Consider the following 15,358-nt stretch of genomic DNA (forward strand, 5'->3'; position numbering starts at 1 on the left):
CGTGGGGCCCGCCGCCGCGGGCCCCACGCGCCCGCCCCCGTCCACAGCCACGCCGCACGACCGAAGGAGATCCAGCCATGACCACCCAGACCAACGGTGTCTTCGACCGCACGCCCCTGATCGCGGGCAACTGGAAGATGAACATGGACCACACGCAGGGCATCGCCCTGCTGCAGAAGCTCGCGTGGACGCTCAAGGACGCCAAGCACGACTTCTCCCGCGTAGAGGTCGCGGTGTTCCCCCCGTTCACCGACCTGCGCTCCGTGCAGTCCCTCGTGGACGGCGACGGACTGCAGATCGCCTACGGCGCCCAGGACCTCTCCGACCAGGACTCCGGGGCGTACACGGGAGACATCTCAGGCCAGTTCCTGGCCAAGCTTGGGTGCCGTTACGCGCTCGTGGGGCACTCCGAACGGCGGAGCATCCACGCCGAATCCGATGAGCAGTGCCGCGACAAGGTCCGCGCCGCGATCCGTCACGGCCTGACCCCCATTCTGTGCATCGGCGAGGGCCTCGAGCAGCGCCAGGCCGGTGAGCACGTGCAGTACACGCTCGAGCAGTTGCGCGGGAGCCTCGCGGAGCTCAACGCCGGCGAGCTCGAGGGCCTCGTGGTGGCCTACGAACCGGTGTGGGCCATCGGCACGGGGGAGGTGGCCGGACCCGAGGACGCCCAGGAGATGGCGCACGCGATCCGCGCGGAACTCGAGTCGCTGTACGGCGAGGACTTCGCGAAGGCCACGCGGGTGCTCTACGGCGGTTCGGTGAAGTCCTCGAACGTCGCGAACATCCTCGGGGGAGCGGACGTGGACGGCGCCTTGGTGGGCGGTGCCAGTCTGGACGCGGAGGAATTTGCTAAGATTACCCGGTTCGAGCAGCACCTGGTCACCGGCCAGTGATCCCTTCCGATCGCTGACGGTTGACCCGCCCCCGAGATTCGTGAATCGAGGCTATTCGTGGAGATCCTCCAGATCGCCCTCCAGGTGATCATCGTGGTCACCGGCATCCTGTGCATCATGTTCGTCCTGCTCAACAAGGGCAAGGGCGGCGGTCTGTCGGACATGTTCGGTGGCGGGATGACCCAGTCGCTGAACACCTCCGGCGCAGCGCAGAAGAACGTGGTGCGGATCACCACCGTTCTGGCGATCGTGTGGGTCCTGGCCATCGTGAGCTACGGCCTGCTGATGCGCTTCAGCGGCCCGGGGGTCTGAGACCCGCCGCACGCGCACCGGCTGATCCGATCGCCACGACTCGGCACAGCACAAGAACCCGGCACAGCAGAAGAACTCAGTAGAGCAGACGACGTTGGCCCGGACCGTGAAGGTCCGGGCCGACGTCGTCGTATCCGGGGTGCGGTGTCGTCCCGTACGTGCCGGGTGACGGGCCCGGGGGCGGGATCATGGTCTCAGCCCGCGGTCCCGCCCGGGGCCGGGTCGGGGTCCTCGGGCATGCCCGGGAGGGCGTCCTCCGTGACGAGCCACAGGGTCTCCCGGGTCCCGCGTACCGCGCTGGCCGGGGCCTCGGTCGCGGTGATCTCCGGCCGTCGGATCGTGGCGAGGGCCTCGGCCTTCGCGGCACCGGCGACCAGCAGCCAGACCCGCTGCGCGGAATTGATCGCTGGTAGGGACATGGTGACGCGGGTGGGCGGCGGTTTGGGGGAGTCCTCGACCGCGAACACCGGGGCGTCCGTGCGCAGGACGTCCTCGCGGCCCGGGAACAGGGACGCCACGTGGGTGTCCGGGCCCAGGCTCAGCAGGGCCAGATCGAAGACCGGCAGGCCCGTGTCGGACCCCTCGTTCTCGGCCGCCGCGGCGAGTTCCTCGGCGTAGTCCTCGGCCGCGGCATCGGCCGACGCGATCTCGTCCGAGCCCGCCACGGGGTGCACGCGGTCCCACGTCAGCTCGTGGGTCTCGCCCCACGCGTCCGCGGCCTGGACACCGTTGCGTTCGCCGTCCGCACCGGGAAGGAACCGCTCGTCCGACCACCACACGTTCACGCGCGACCAGTCGATCACGGCGGCGTCCGGGTGGCCGGCCAGCTCACCGATCACGCGGGTCCCCATGCTCCCGCCGGTCAGCACGAGGGTGGCCTCCCCGCGTTCGTCCTGGGCGTGCTCGAGCACCTCGAGGACGCGCCGGGCGGTGTCCCAGGCAAGGCGTTCGTCACCCTCGTGCGGGACGAGTCGCGGTTCCGGGCGGGACGGCTCACTCATCGCCGGCTCCCTCGGCCGATGCGGAAGCCGAGGCATCGTGGCCCTGCACCGTGGTGTTCTCGGAAGGCTCCGCGGCCTCCTCACCGACGGTGCGGGTCGTGATCCGGACATTCGCGAGCCCCGAGGTGATGACCTCGCCGTAGACCTCGTCCGCATCCAACCGTCGCAGTTCCTCCGCGAGGCACGCGTTGAGATCCCGCACGGGCATGGCGATCTGCTGATCCGGCTGACCCGGCTGGGACAGCACGGCCACGGTGCGGCCGGGGCGGTGCAGCTGCACCGATCCGTCATCGGTGACCAGGCACACGCGGTCGAGACCCCGCCGGGTGTCGTCGGCGATGATGGTCGCCGGGGCATCGAGCTTGCTGGACAGCCACACCCCCAACAGCACCATGGACGGGGCCACCGTGGAGCCCTCGAGCACGATCTCGCGCACCTTCACGGGCCCCACCTGGTCCAGGACCGCAGCGAGCTGGATGCGCCAGTTGGTGATCCGCGTCCAGGACAGGTCCGTGTCCCCGGGGCGGTACTGCTGGGACAGTTGTGCCAGGGACTCGAAGGGTGCGGGCGCACGCGAGGAGTCGGTGATCCTGCGGTGGGCGATGCACCCGATCGAGCTCGTGCTGGGATTCTCGGGGAAGTCGTGCGGCCACCACGCCACGATGGGTGCGTCCGGCAGCAACAGCGCGGAGACCAGGGTCTCAGTGGGTTCGGCGAGCTCGCCGTAGCCGTGCAGCAGGATCACCTCGGACGCGCCGGCGTCCCCGCCCACGCGCAATTGCGCGTCCAAGCGGGTCTCGTCGGTGCGGGAGTGCGCTACGTGCACGATGATCCGGCACGGGTGCTCGTGACTCGCGTAGTTCGCGGCCTCGACCGCGACCTCCGAGTGACCGGCCTGCGCCAGGACCACGAGCGTCAGCACGCGGCCCAGCGTCACCACGCCGTTCTCGTCCCGCAACTGATTGAGTTTCTTCTCAATCTTCGCCGCGGTGGTGTTCTCCATCTGAACGATCACGGTCGCCTCCAAACTCGCCCGTCACGGGCCATCAACTCGTGCGCCGAGTCCGGTCCCCACGAACCCGGTGCGTACGGCTCGGGCATGACGCGCTGCTCGGCCCAGTGCTCCTCGAACGGGTCCAGGATCTTCCAGGACAGCTCCACCTCGGAGTGGTCCGGGAACAGCGGGGGCTCGCCCAGCAGGACGTCGAAGATCAACCGCTCGTAGGCCTCGGGGCTCGACTCCGTGAACGCGTGGCCGTAACCGAAGTCCATGGTCACGTCCCGGATCTCGGACTGGGTGCCCGGGACCTTGGAGCCGAAGCGGATGGTCACGCCCTCGTCCGGTTGGATCCGGATCACGATCGCGTTCTGACCGAACTCGTCGTTGTCCATGTCCCGGAACAGCAGGTTGGGCGACTTTTTGAACGCCACCGCGATCTCGGTGACCCGCCGGCCCAGCCGCTTCCCCGCGCGCAGGTAGAACGGCACGCCCGCCCAGCGGCGGTTGTTGATGTCCACGCGCAGTGCGGCGAAGGTCTCCGTACGGGAATCCGCGGGGATGTCCTTCTCCTCGTGGAAGCCCTTGACGTAGTCCCCGCCCTGCAGCCCGGACGTGTACTGGCCCAGCGCGGAATGCTTCCCGAGGTCCTCGGGCAGCACCACGGATTCGAGTACCTTGGCCTTCTCGCGGCGCAGGTTGTGCGCCGTGAAGGACGCGGGTTCCTCCATGGCGGTGAACGCGAGCAACTGCAGCAAGTGGTTCTGGATCACGTCCCGGGCCGCGCCCACGCCGTCGTAGTAGCCGGCGCGCGAACCGATCCCGATCTCCTCGGCCATGGTGATCTGCACGTGGTCCACGTAGCGGGCGTCCCACAAGGGCTCGAACATCTGGTTCGCGAAGCGCAGCGCCAGGATGTTCTGCACCGTCTCCTTGCCCAGGTAGTGGTCGATGCGGAACACGCTGTCCGCGCGGAACACGCGTTCCACGATCGCGTTGAGCTCCCGTGCGGATTCAAGGTCGTGCCCGAAGGGCTTCTCGATGACCACGCGTCGCCAGCCCGTGCTGTCCTCGCTGTCGGCGAGGTCGTGGTCCGCGAGCTGTTGGCACACCACCTCGAACGCCTTGGGCGGAATCGAGAGGTAGAACGCGTGGTTGCCGCGGGTGCCCCGGTCCCGATCGAGCTCGTCGAGGGTCTGCGCGAGCCGGTGGTACGCGTCGTCGTCGTCGAACTCGCCGTGGACGAAACGCAGACCCGAGGCGAACTGGTTCCAGAGGTCCTCGTTGTAGGGCGTGCGCGCGTGCTCGGCGACGTGTTCCTTAACGTACTCGGCGAACTGGGCGTCGTCCCAGTCCCGCCGGCCGAACCCCACGAGGGAGAAGGCCGGCGGGAGCAGGCTACGGTTGGCCAGATCGTACATGGCCGGCAGCAGCTTCTTCTTGGCGAGGTCACCCGTGACGCCGAACAACACGAGAGCCGACGGCGCGGCGACCCGGGTCAGGCGCCGGTCGCGGGGATCGCGTAGCGGGTTGCAGTTCTTGTTGTCAGGCACGCGTGTTCCTGTTCGTTCGCGGTTGGTGGCGGGTCACAGCTCCGATGCCACCCTGAGCAGCTGCGCGACACCCTCGGCCCGGTCCGTGAGCCGCAGCCGCACGACGGGACGGTGGTGATCGCTCAGCACGCCAGCGTCGCCGTCGGCCTGCGCGCCGATGAGCTCACCGAACGTGAACGGGATCCCGGGGATGTCCACGTCAGTGCCCGTGGCCGCAGTGATCTGCAGGTAGACACCCTGCTCGGGGCCGCCCTTGTGGTACTGACCCGTGGAGTGCAGGAACCGGGGTCCCCAACCGAAGGTCACGGGACGGCCCGTGTGCCGTGCGAGCAGATCGCGGATCGACTCGAGCTGCGCCCACTCGAGACGGTCGAAGTACGCCTGGACGCTCACGTAGCCGTTCTCGGGCAGCTGGGCGAGCAGTGCGGCGAGCGCCTCGGGCACGGTCGTGGCGCCGTCGAGCAGCTGTTCATTGCCACGGATCTCGATCGCGCCGTCCGTGGCGGCGGCGGGGGAGGGCTCGGGCTTGGCGGCCAGCAGCTCGCGAGTGGCCGCCTTGGCGGATTCCACGTCCGGCTGGTTGAACGGGTCGATGCGCAGCAACTGTCCCACCACAGCGATCGCGACCTCGAACGCCATCATGAGCCCGGCCAGCGAACCGGCCACGCGCACGCCCTCGCCCTGCTCCTCCGTGACGGCCTCGTCGTCCACGAGCGAGACCACCAGGACGTCGGGGGCGCCCGACGTCACTTCGGGAGCGGCGTCGTTCACGACCACGGGCAGCACACCGGTTCCGGACTTGCCCGTGGACTCGGCGATCAGCTGCTCGGCCCAGTCCGCGAAGCCCACGAACGGTGCACCCTGGTTCACGAGCACGATCTTGTCGCGCAGCGGGGACGTCCCGCCCAGGGCGGCGCCGAGCTGCAGACCGATGTTGTTCTCGTCATCCTCGCGCAGCATCTCGGTGGCCTCTTCGGCGTCGTCGAGCAGCGCCGCGACGTCCACGCCGGCGAGCCCGGACGGCACGAGGCCGAACGCGGTGAGCGCCGAGAAGCGACCGCCCACGTTCGGGTCCGCGGTGAAGACCTTGCGGTAGCCGGCCTCACGGGACGCGGAGTCCATGGGGGAGCCCGGATCCGTCACGACCACCACGCGCGACGGTGCATCGATGCCCGCGCGCTCGAACGCGTTCACAAACACGCGCCGGGCGGAGTCCGTCTCGACCGTGGACCCGGACTTGGAGGAGACCACGAGCGCGGTGTGCTCGAGGTCCTCGAGTGCTTTGGTGACCATCTCCGGGTCGGTGGAGTCCAGCACGAACAGGTCCACCCCCGCGCTGCGCGTGATCACCTCGGGGGCCAGCGACGAGCCGCCCATGCCCGCGAGCACGAAACGGGTCACGCCCTCCCGGGCGAAGTCGTGGCGCAATTGTTCGATCTCGGGCACCAGGGGGCGCGAGACGCGCACGGCGTCGGTCCACCCGAGCCGTATCGCGGCTTCCTCCTGCGCGGCGGAGCCCCACAGCGCGGGGTCCTGGTCGAAGAGTTTGGACGCGAAGTTCTCGGCGACCAGACGCGGGACGTGCGTGTCGATCGCCTCACGCGCGGCGCCGGCCGCCTGCAATGACAATGAGCTCACGGGGAGCCTCCTCGGAACGTGGTTTTCGGACAACGACGCCGCGGCGCGGCTTCGACCCTATACTCACCGGGCGGGTGCCCGGCGCGGGATCGCAGCCGCGACGCAGTGGCTGGGTTCGGCTCAGCGGGCCTCGTCGAGGGCAGTGCGCACCGTGGCGAGCAGCTCGTCCCAGGACTTGTCGAACTTCTTCAGCCCCTCGGTCTCGAGCTGGTCCACGACCTCCTCGTAGGAAATCCCCTGCTCGGCCACGGCGTTGAGCACGTCCGTGGCCTGTTGGTAGGTCCCCGTCACGGTGTCACCGGTGATCTCGGCGTGGTCGTAGGTCGCGTCCAGGGTCTTCTCCGGCATGGTGTTCACGGTATTCGGGGCCACGAGTTCGCTCACGTACAGCGTGTCCGGCAGCGACGGGTCCTTGACACCCGTAGACGCCCACAGGGGACGTTGCGGGTTGGCCCCGGCCGCGGCCAGGCGCTTCCAACGCTCGGTCTCGAGCTGCTCCTCGTAGACCTGGTAGGCCAGGCGCGCGTTGGCGAGACCCGCCTTACCCTTCAGGGCCTTGGCCTCGTCCGTGCCCACGGCGTCCAGACGCTTGTCGATCTCGGTGTCCACGCGGGAGACGAAGAAGGACGCGACGGAGTGGATCGTGGAGAGGTCCTTGCCGTTCTCGAGCGCTTCCTCGAGGCCCTGCATGTACGCGTTGATGACCCCGCGGTAGCGGTCCAGCGAAAAGATCAGGGTCACGTTCACTGAGATGCCCTCCGCGATCGTGGCCGCGATCGAGGGCAGGCCCTTCTCGGTGGCGGGGATCTTGATCAGCGCGTTGGGCCGGTCGATGGTCTGCGAGAGCTTCTGGGCCATTGCGGACGTGGCGTCGGCGTCCTGGGCCAGTCGAGGGTCCACCTCGATGGACACGCGACCGTCCACGCCCTGGGTGGCCTGGGCGATGGGGGTGAACAGGTCGCACGCATCGCGCACGTCGTCGGTGGTGATCCGGAACACGGCGTCGTCCACGGAGGCGCCGGCCTTGGCGAGCTCCGCGACCTGTTCGCGGTAGGACTCACCGTCCGCGAGTGCCGCGGCGAAGATCGTGGGGTTGGTGGTCACGCCCACCACGTTCTTGGTGTCGATCAGTTCCTGGAGGTTCCCGCTCGTCAGGCGCTGGCGGGAGAGGTCGTCGAGCCAGATGGAGACGCCGGCGTCGGAGAGTTTCTGGGTGGGAGTCGTCATGATGTCCTCACTTCACGTCGAAGGGTTCTGGGGCGTCGCAGTCGGCCCGAGCGGGCCGCCTGCGACGTGGGACGGGGTTCAGCGAGCGGCGGCGATGGACTCCTCGGCGGCCTGGGCCACGGCTTCGGCGGTGATGCCGAACTCGCGGTACAGGGTCTGGTAGTCGGCGGACTCGCCGAAGTGCTCGAGGGACACGGCGCGTCCGGCATCGCCCAGCAGGTCGTTCCAGGACATCCGGATCCCGGCCTCCACGCTCACGCGGGCCTTGACGTCGGATGGGATGACGGAGTTGCGGTAGTCCTCGTCCTGGGCGTCGAACCACTCGCGGCACGGCATGGACACCACGCGGGCGGCCACGCCCTTGGCCTTGAGCTGTTCACGGGCCTCGACGGCGAGCTGGACCTCGGAACCGGTGCCGATGAGCACTACGTCCGGGGCGCCCTCGGTGTCCGCGAGGACGTATCCACCGCGGGCTACGCCTTCGGCGGAGGCGAACTTCTCGCCGTCGTGATCCGGGTGAAGGTCCTCCCGCGCGAACGTGGGCAGGTCCTGGCGTGTGAGGGCGATCCCGGCCGGGTGCTCGTGGTGCTCAAGGATGGTTCGCCATGCCACGGAGGTCTCGTTGGCGTCCGCGGGGCGCACGACGTCGAGCCCCGGGATCGCGCGCAGCGCGGAGAGCTGCTCCACGGGCTGGTGCGTGGGACCGTCCTCACCCAGGCCGATCGAGTCGTGCGTCCACACGTAGATCGAGGGCACGCGCATGAGCGCACCCAGGCGCACGGCGGGACGCTGGTAGTCCGAGAAGATCAGGAACGTGCCGGAGTAGGCGCGCGTCTGGCTGCTCATCACGATGCCATTGACGATCGCTGCGGCAGCGTGCTCACGGATGCCGAAGTGCAGCACCCGGCCGTACGGGGAACCGGACCACTGGGCCGTGGAGCGGGCCTCGGGGATGAAGGACTTGGCGTCGTCGATCGTGGTGTTGTTCGACCCCGCGAGGTCCGCCGAACCGCCCCACAGCTCGGGGAAGGTGTCCGCGATGGCGTTGATGACCTGACCGGAGGCCTTGCGGGAGGCCACGGCCTTGCCCGCCGGGAACGTGGGGAACGCGTCCTCGTAGTTCTCGGGCAGTTCCTCGTTCTTGATCCGGTCGTACAGTGCGGCCTTGTCCGGGTGGGCCTCACGCCAGTCGGCGAAGGACTTCTCCCACTGCGCGCGCTCCTGCTTGCCGCGTTCGCCGACCTCGCGCACGTGCTCGAAGATCTCGGGCTCGATCTGGAAGGACTTCTCCGGGTCGAAGCCCAGGATCTTCTTGGTCGCGGCGACCTCGTCCTCGCCCAGCGCGGAACCGTGCACGCCACCGGTGTTCTGCTTGGTGGGGGCGGGCCAGCCGATGATGGTGTTCAGGGCGATGATCGAGGGCTTGTCCGTGACCTTGGTGGCCGCGACGATCGCGTCGTACAGCCCCTGCACGTCCTCCTGGTACTCGCCGCCGTTGCGCCAGTCCACGCGCGTGGTGTCCCAGCCGTAGGCCTCGTAGCGTTTGAGGACGTCCTCGTTGAACGCCACGTTGGTGTCGTCCTCGATGGAGATCTTGTTGTCGTCGTAGATCACCACGAGGTTGCCGAGCTCCTGGGTGCCCGCCAGCGACGACGCCTCGGAGGTGATGCCCTCCTGCAGGTCACCGTCGGACGCGATCACGAACACGGTGTGGTCGAACGGGGAGGTGCCCTGAGCGGCGTCGGCGTCGAACAGACCGCGCGTGTAGCGCTGCGCGTACGCGAAACCCACGGAGGACGCGAGCCCCTGGCCCAGCGGACCCGTGGTGATCTCGACACCCGTGGTGTGGCGGTACTCGGGGTGGCCCGGGACCTTGGAACCCCACGTGCGCAGGGACTCGAGATCCTCCATCTCAAGGCCGTAGCCGGAGAAGTACAGCTGCAGGTACAGGGTCAGGGACGTGTGACCGGGGGAGAGGATGAACCGGTCACGCCCGGTCCAGCGGTCGTCGGAGGGGTCGTGCCGCATGATCTTCTGGAACAACAGGTACGCGACCGGGGCCAGGGACATGGCGGTGCCGGGGTGGCCGTTGCCCACCTTCTGCACGGCGTCCGCGGCGAGCACACGTGCGGTGTCCACCGCACGGGCGTCCTTCTCGGTCCAGTTCAACGGTTGATCGAGGTTCGGCACGGTGACGCGCCCCTTTCCTAGACGGGTTGTGCGGTCACGATCCGGAACACTCCGCCGCGGACTCGGCCGCGACGATCGGCCCGGAACGCATGTTCCGGGATCAACCTTAGTCCGGTGGGACGCCGCGTGGCAGGGACGACCGCGGCCCGCGCCACGGGCACAAGCGCGTGCCGGACATCACCCCGGCGTGGGCCGGGACGGGCGGCTATACTGATGACCGGGTATCGGTGCGCGTGCGGCGCGCCCGCCCCAGGCACTCCCGGCGCACGGCCGGGCCACCCACGTTCTTTGGAGCATTGATTCCGTGAATCACCTTGACACCGCGACGCACCCGGAATCCCACGGATCCCACGCGCCGCACGGACACGGAGTGACCGGGACCCGCATCGGGACCGTGGAGCCCGTGGGGTATCAGGGCCGGATGACCTTGGGTCGTAAGCTCAAAGCGTACGTGGCGCTCACGAAGCCCCGGATCATCGAACTGCTCCTCGTGGCCACCGTGCCCACCATGTTCTTCGCCCAGCAGGGCGTCCCCGATTTCTTGCTCATGCTCAACACCCTGATCGGCGGCGCGCTCGCGGCCGGTGCGGCGGGTGCGTTCAACTGTTACATCGACCGCAACGAGGACCGGCTCATGCGGCGCACCGCCAAGCGCCCACTCGTGACCGGTGAGGTGGGGGAGCGTGAGGCCCTGATCTTCGCGTGGGTGCTTTCGGTCGTGTCCGTCGCGTGGCTGACCCTGGGGGTCAGCGTCTTGTGCGGTGTGCTCGGCGTGGTGGCCATCGCCCTGTACGCGGTGTTCTACTCGATCGTGCTCAAACGCCGCACCGCGCAGAACATCGTGTGGGGCGGGATCGCCGGGTGCATGCCCGTACTGATCGGCTGGGCCGCGGTGCGCGGGACCCTTGAGTGGCCCGCATTCGTGCTCTTCGCGTTCATCTTCCTGTGGACCCCGCCGCACTACTGGCCGCTGTCCATGAAGTACGCGGAGGACTATTCCCGCGCCGGCGTGCCCATGCTCGGTGCGGTGGACACCGCGCGCACCGTGGGCGCCCAGGTGGTGCTCTACGCGTGGGCCACCGTGATCTGCTCGCTGCTGTTGATCCCCGTGGGTGACGCCGGGTGGGTCTACGGTGTGATCGCCCTGATCTCCGGCGGCTGGTTCACGTACCACTGCCACAAGCTCTACGGCCTGGCCCGCGTCGGCAAGCCCACGCTCAAGCAGGCCATGTACGTGTTCCACGGCTCGATCGCCTACATCACCTTCGTGTTCGTGGGCGTGGCCCTGGACCCGTTCTTGGGTGGGCCCATTTTCTGACCCGGGCCGTTCCCGTCGGAGCCCTTCGGGCTTGCGTCTCGCCCGGCCCGCTCCAGCGTGCGGGATCCCGCCCGGGCGTTACCACGGACGACGACGCCGTCCGCCCTTCGTTCTCGACGTCACGCACAGGCTGGGTGTCCTGGAAAGCTGGTTAGGGTCACCTAAAATGGGTCCATGTTCTCGATGACCTTCTCCGGTGTGATCGCCTACCCCGTGACCCCCTTGCTCCCCGGTGGCGGGCTGGACCTGGATTCCCTCGAACGCAGTGTCGCGCGGCTCGCGCGCAGCGGAGTGTCCGGGATCGTGGTACTCGGGACCTCCGGTCTGTTCGCCTACCTGGACCCCCAGGAACGGGCGCAGGTGGTCCGCACGGCCGTGGACGCGGCGTCGGGCTCGGGGACGCCCGTGGGCGTGGGGATCTCCGCTATCACCACGCGGGAGGTCATGCAGTTCGCGTACTCCGCCGAGAACAACGGTGCCGACGGCCTGGTGTTGAGCCCCGTGAGTTACATCCCGTTGGTATCCCAGGAGATCGCGGACCAGGTGGAGACGGTCGCCTCCGCTATGTCCCTGCCGTTGTGCCTGTACAACAACCCGACCACCACCGGGTTCACCTACCCCGTGGAACTGGCCTCGGAGCTGTCGTGGCTGGACAACGTGGTCGCGTTCAAGGACACCGCGGCGTCCGGTCGGCTCTTCCACTCCCGCCAGCTGCTCTTCGCGCAGCAGGCCGAACCGGGCACCGTACACGGTGTGAGCCGCGATCAACTCATCGTGGACGAGTACCCGAGCGCGGCGTGGCACAGCGGCATGGCGGCGTTGCTCGCGCCCGAGTTCGTGGCCTTCCACCGCGCCGTCGCGGAGGGTCGCGCGGACGACGCCGCAGCCTGGAGCGCCGCGCTGCATCCCCTCATGCACCTCATGAGTCAGGAACGGCCCCTGTCGGTGCTCTACGCGTTGGCGGAGGTGTGCGGCGTTCGAACGAGCGCTCCCCGCCGTCCCCTGCTGCCCATCCCGTCCCACAGCAAGCGGCTGCTCTCGGACGCCGTGGAGCGACTGCGCTCGTCCGCACCTTCGGCGACCTTCGTCGCAGAATAAGCTCGGTGCCTCGCGATCAGCGCACGGTGTGCGCGGGTGTGGCGCGAGCGGCGTCGTCGGCGGGCTCGTCGATGGGTGCCGCGTACTCGTGGGTGTCCTGTGCGAGGTAGACGCTGAACGAGACCACCCGCGTGGCCGCCCAGATCAGCACGGCCGAGAGCACCATGTGCAGGGCCACGGCGGGAACCGGGACCCCGTTGAAGTACTGGTAGTACCCCAGCATCGCCTGGGCCACGATGACGACCGCCATGATGAGGTACGCGTTACGCAGGATCCGCGGCAGGGACTTCACGACGGTGAGGGCGATGCCCGCGATCACCGTGAACGTCAGGAGGTAGACGGGGATGGCGTGCGCCCGGGCGATCATCACGGAGTCGAATGTGAGCCGCGCACTGTCCTCGTCCCCGGCGTGGGGGCCCGTGCCCGTGACGAGCGTCCCGAGGTAGAGGATCACGGCGGTGAGCACACCGGTCAGCGCCCCCAGCACGCGTGCGGCGGAGCGGGAGCCGTGCAATTGCCCCGGTCGCTGCTCGTATGCGACCACCGACAGCCCGTCCCGGCGGGTGTTGAGCACGAGCAGAGTGGCCAGGCTGATCATGATGGCCGAGATCAGGTAGTGCACCCCCACCACGAGCGGGTGCAGGTCCGCGTGGACGGTGATGCCGCCGATCACGGCCTGCAGGGGAATGCCGATCAGCAGGAACAGCGCCAGGCGGAAGAGCTTGGGGTGCTCGTGACGCAGTTTGAGCACCGAGAGGAACGTGAGCACCGCGACCACGGTGAGCACGAACGTCAGCAGGCGGTTGCCGAACTCGATCAGCCCGTGCACGCCCATCTCCTGGGTGCTGGTCCACGAGTCGGCGGTGCAGCGCGGCCACGTGGGGCAGCCCAACCCGGAACCCGTCAGGCGCACGAGCCCGCCCGTGAGGATTAACAGCGAGTTGGTCAGCAGGGATGCGACCGCGAGTCCCCGCACCCACGGGGTCACGGTGGCGGGCCACCAGAACGAATCGGTGGCGGTGCGGCGGGCGACATCAGACATGACGGAGCATCCAAGGGCAGAGGGGATGGGACCCCTCCAGTGTAGCGAGAACAGCGTGGGAAACCCCTGGGCGCAGCGGGCTCACGCGGGTGAGCTCACACCCACTTGAACCAGGCGACCGTGGCCGCCCAGCTGAGCACGGCCCACGCGGCGAGCACGAGCAGCGGCACGGGGGAGACACTACCCATCAGGAAGCATTCCCGCAGCGCCTCACCGGCCGCGGAGGACGGCAGCCACGCCACGAGCCACGAGAGCCACCCGGGCAGCACGCTCACCGGGAAGAGGACGCCGCCGGCGGCCGCGAGCGCGACCCATACGACGTTGAGCACGGCCAGGGTCGCCTCGGCGCGCAGGGTCCCCGCAATCAGCATGCCGAGCCCGGTGAACGCGAGTGCCACGAGGATCAGCAGGGGAACGGACCCCAGCACGGCCTCCCAGGACGGCCGCCAGCCCAGGGGCACGGCCACGGCCGCAATCACCGCGTACTGCACCGCGAGCACGGCCAGGATGGCCAGTAGCTTGCCCGCGATCAGCCCGGCGCGACCCAGGGGAGTGGTCGAGAGGTAGCGCAGCACCCCGTAGCGACGGTCGAAACCGGTCTGGATCCCCTGTCCGGAGAACGCGCTCGAGATCACGCACAGCACCAGGATCCCGGGCACGGCCACGTCCACGCGGGATGCGTCCCCCACGCGGTAGCCGTCCAACAGGTCGGTCACGGTCAGGGCCACGAGTGCCATGACGGGCAGGATCAGCAGAAGCAGCAACTGTTCGCCGTTGCGGATCATGGTCATAGTCTCGAAGCGCGCCTGAGCGAGCACGCGCCGGGGCAGGGACGCGGCCCCGGCGGGGGACGACGGCGCTGCGGTCACCGAGGACTCGTGGGTCGAGGTGCTCACGGGGCATTCCCCCCGGAGACTTCCAGGAAGACGTCCTCGAGGGATCGGGGTTGCACGCTCAGCGCCTCCGGCAAGGTGTCGTTCTGTGTGGCCCACGCGGTCAGTTCGCGGATCCGTGGTGCGTCCAGCGGGCCCGTTAGCGTCACGGTACGGTCCTGGACGCTCCATTCGACGTCGTCGAACCGCGGGGTGCGCCACGGCGGGTCCGCGCGCAGCAGACCGGCGTGCTCCTTGGCGAGCGTGATGCTCATCACGAGCGGTGCGTGGCGTTCGGCGCTGACCAGTTCCGCAACGGTTCCCTGCGCGGCGATCGTGCCCCGGTCCACGATGTAGACGTAGTCGGCCAGGCGGGCGGCGTCGTCCATGAGGTGCGTGGTCAGGATGATGCACACCCCGCTGTCCCGCAGGCGCCGGATCAGGTCGAAGACGATGTGGCGCGAGCGGGGGTCCAACCCCGCCGAGGGTTCGTCCAGGAACAGCACGTCCGGGCGGCCCACGAGGGCCGCGGCTAGGGCCACGCGTTGCTTCTGCCCGCCGGACAGGCGCCGGATCCCCGTGGTCAGGAACGATTCGATGCCCAGCAGCTCCACGAGTTCGACCACGGGCACGGGGTCCGCGTAGAGCCGGCTGACGTGGCGCAACAGTTCCCCGGGGCGCACTGACGGCGGTAGACCCCCGTCCTGGAGCATCACGCCCACGCGCGCCCGCAATGCGGGGGAGGCGTGCCACGGGTCCTCCCCGAGCAACCGGACGCTGCCCGAGGTGGGGCGCTGCAGCCCCTGGGCGCACTGCAGTGTGGTGGTCTTGCCGGCCCCGTTGGCCCCGAGCAGGGCGGTGATTTTCCCGTGCTCCGCGGCCAGGCTCAGCCCGCGCACGGCCCGGACGGGCTCACCCCGGCCCTCGAAGGTCTTCACGAGGTTCTCGATGTGCAGGGCGGGACCGGTGTCGGTCGCGGTCGCCGGGGACGTGGGAGCGGGGTCGGGGTGGATCTGCACCCGGATAGTCTAGAACGTCCGTCCCGGTACTGGCTGGAGGGTTCGCCGAAGGGTCTTAGGCCCCGGTTCCCCTATCGGAGCCGTTTGGCCGGGAATGGATTAGGACATACCCTCGTTATGTATTGCGTGTCCCACCACGAGGGTTTTTACGCTGCATGGCGCTCACCCGGTGGGATCGACGCGGACGCCGCGCCC

Annotated in this window: 13 protein-coding genes; 4 read left to right on the plus strand and 9 right to left on the minus strand. The window is 68.9% G+C overall.

The features are described 5' to 3' along the window. The first annotated feature begins 77 nt into the window (after window positions 1-77). Together tpiA and secG are read left to right on the plus strand one after the other, a co-directional pair. Window positions 78-896, plus strand: coding sequence for a triose-phosphate isomerase (gene tpiA, locus B3I25_RS05635; RefSeq protein WP_286738204.1), 819 nt, complete (start codon window positions 78-80; stop codon window positions 894-896). A gap of 57 nt (window positions 897-953) precedes the next feature. Beyond that, window positions 954-1,208 carry a preprotein translocase subunit SecG gene (gene secG / locus B3I25_RS05640; RefSeq protein WP_035962057.1) on the plus strand — a complete coding sequence of 85 codons (255 nt, stop codon included), beginning with the start codon at window positions 954-956 and terminating at the stop codon, window positions 1,206-1,208. A 194-nt stretch (window positions 1,209-1,402) separates the two neighbouring features. On the opposite strand, the gene pgl is transcribed toward secG, so the two are convergent. The 6 genes from pgl to tkt all read right to left on the minus strand — a co-directional run bounded on the left by pgl (window position 1,403) and on the right by tkt (window position 9,814). Further along, window positions 1,403-2,209: a 6-phosphogluconolactonase gene (gene pgl, locus B3I25_RS05645; protein ID WP_286738206.1), complete on the minus strand. Its 807-nt coding sequence runs from the start codon at window positions 2,207-2,209 to the stop codon at window positions 1,403-1,405. Next, window positions 2,202-3,224: a glucose-6-phosphate dehydrogenase assembly protein OpcA gene (locus tag B3I25_RS05650; protein ID WP_286738208.1), complete on the minus strand. Its 1,023-nt coding sequence runs from the start codon at window positions 3,222-3,224 to the stop codon at window positions 2,202-2,204. The genes pgl and B3I25_RS05650 overlap by 8 nt, the downstream gene beginning before the upstream one ends. Beyond that, window positions 3,221-4,759 (minus strand): glucose-6-phosphate dehydrogenase, encoded by a 1,539-nt coding sequence (gene zwf / locus B3I25_RS05655; protein ID WP_239318515.1) that lies wholly within the window; start codon window positions 4,757-4,759, stop codon window positions 3,221-3,223. Before zwf ends, B3I25_RS05650 begins: the two co-directional genes overlap by 4 nt. Window positions 4,760-4,792: 33 nt before the next feature. Further along, a complete protein-coding gene (locus tag B3I25_RS05660) occupies window positions 4,793-6,397 on the minus strand; it encodes a glucose-6-phosphate isomerase (RefSeq protein ID WP_286738211.1) in 1,605 nt (534 codons plus the stop codon). A gap of 120 nt (window positions 6,398-6,517) precedes the next feature. Beyond that, window positions 6,518-7,624 (minus strand): transaldolase, encoded by a 1,107-nt coding sequence (gene tal, locus B3I25_RS05665; protein WP_131332898.1) that lies wholly within the window; start codon window positions 7,622-7,624, stop codon window positions 6,518-6,520. Window positions 7,625-7,702: 78 nt separating this feature from the next. Then, entirely contained in the window at window positions 7,703-9,814 is a 2,112-nt protein-coding gene (gene tkt / locus B3I25_RS05670; RefSeq protein WP_286738212.1) for a transketolase, read from the minus strand. 421 nt (window positions 9,815-10,235) lie between these two features. Here tkt and B3I25_RS05675 point away from each other — a divergent pair, with 421 nt between their 5' ends. Next, window positions 10,236-11,132, plus strand: a complete 897-nt coding sequence (locus tag B3I25_RS05675; RefSeq protein ID WP_414672694.1) for a heme o synthase — start codon at window positions 10,236-10,238, stop codon at window positions 11,130-11,132. Window positions 11,133-11,306: 174 nt separating this feature from the next. Next, entirely contained in the window at window positions 11,307-12,230 is a 924-nt protein-coding gene (locus tag B3I25_RS05680; RefSeq protein ID WP_064845272.1) for a dihydrodipicolinate synthase family protein, read from the plus strand. 16 nt (window positions 12,231-12,246) lie between these two features. Here the strand turns inward: B3I25_RS05680 and B3I25_RS05685 are convergent, their stop codons facing one another. From B3I25_RS05685 to B3I25_RS05695, 3 genes are all read right to left on the minus strand, one after another. Continuing rightward, window positions 12,247-13,272 carry a COX15/CtaA family protein gene (locus B3I25_RS05685; protein ID WP_064845271.1) on the minus strand — a complete coding sequence of 342 codons (1,026 nt, stop codon included), beginning with the start codon at window positions 13,270-13,272 and terminating at the stop codon, window positions 12,247-12,249. Between the two features lie 95 nt (window positions 13,273-13,367). Further along, window positions 13,368-14,168 (minus strand): ABC transporter permease, encoded by an 801-nt coding sequence (locus B3I25_RS05690; RefSeq protein ID WP_231885420.1) that lies wholly within the window; start codon window positions 14,166-14,168, stop codon window positions 13,368-13,370. Then, entirely contained in the window at window positions 14,165-15,163 is a 999-nt protein-coding gene (locus B3I25_RS05695; protein ID WP_064845269.1) for an ABC transporter ATP-binding protein, read from the minus strand. Before B3I25_RS05695 ends, B3I25_RS05690 begins: the two co-directional genes overlap by 4 nt. Between the last annotated feature and the right edge of the window lie 195 nt (window positions 15,164-15,358).

It is taken from the genome of Kocuria sp. UBA1838, assembly GCF_002338785.1.
Lineage (GTDB): Bacteria > Actinomycetota > Actinomycetes > Actinomycetales > Micrococcaceae > Kocuria > Kocuria marina.

Coding starts and splice junctions, on each gene's coding strand:
- B3I25_RS05685 (WP_064845271.1), bottom strand. CDS start 13,272: ATGTCTGATGTCGCCCGCCGCACCGCCACCGATTCGTTCTGGTGGCCC.
- B3I25_RS05680 (WP_064845272.1), top strand. CDS start 11,307: ATGTTCTCGATGACCTTCTCCGGTGTGATCGCCTACCCCGTGACCCCC.
- tal (WP_131332898.1), bottom strand. CDS start 7,624: ATGACGACTCCCACCCAGAAACTCTCCGACGCCGGCGTCTCCATCTGG.
- tpiA (WP_286738204.1), top strand. CDS start 78: ATGACCACCCAGACCAACGGTGTCTTCGACCGCACGCCCCTGATCGCG.
- pgl (WP_286738206.1), bottom strand. CDS start 2,209: ATGAGTGAGCCGTCCCGCCCGGAACCGCGACTCGTCCCGCACGAGGGT.
- B3I25_RS05675 (WP_414672694.1), top strand. CDS start 10,236: ATGACCTTGGGTCGTAAGCTCAAAGCGTACGTGGCGCTCACGAAGCCC.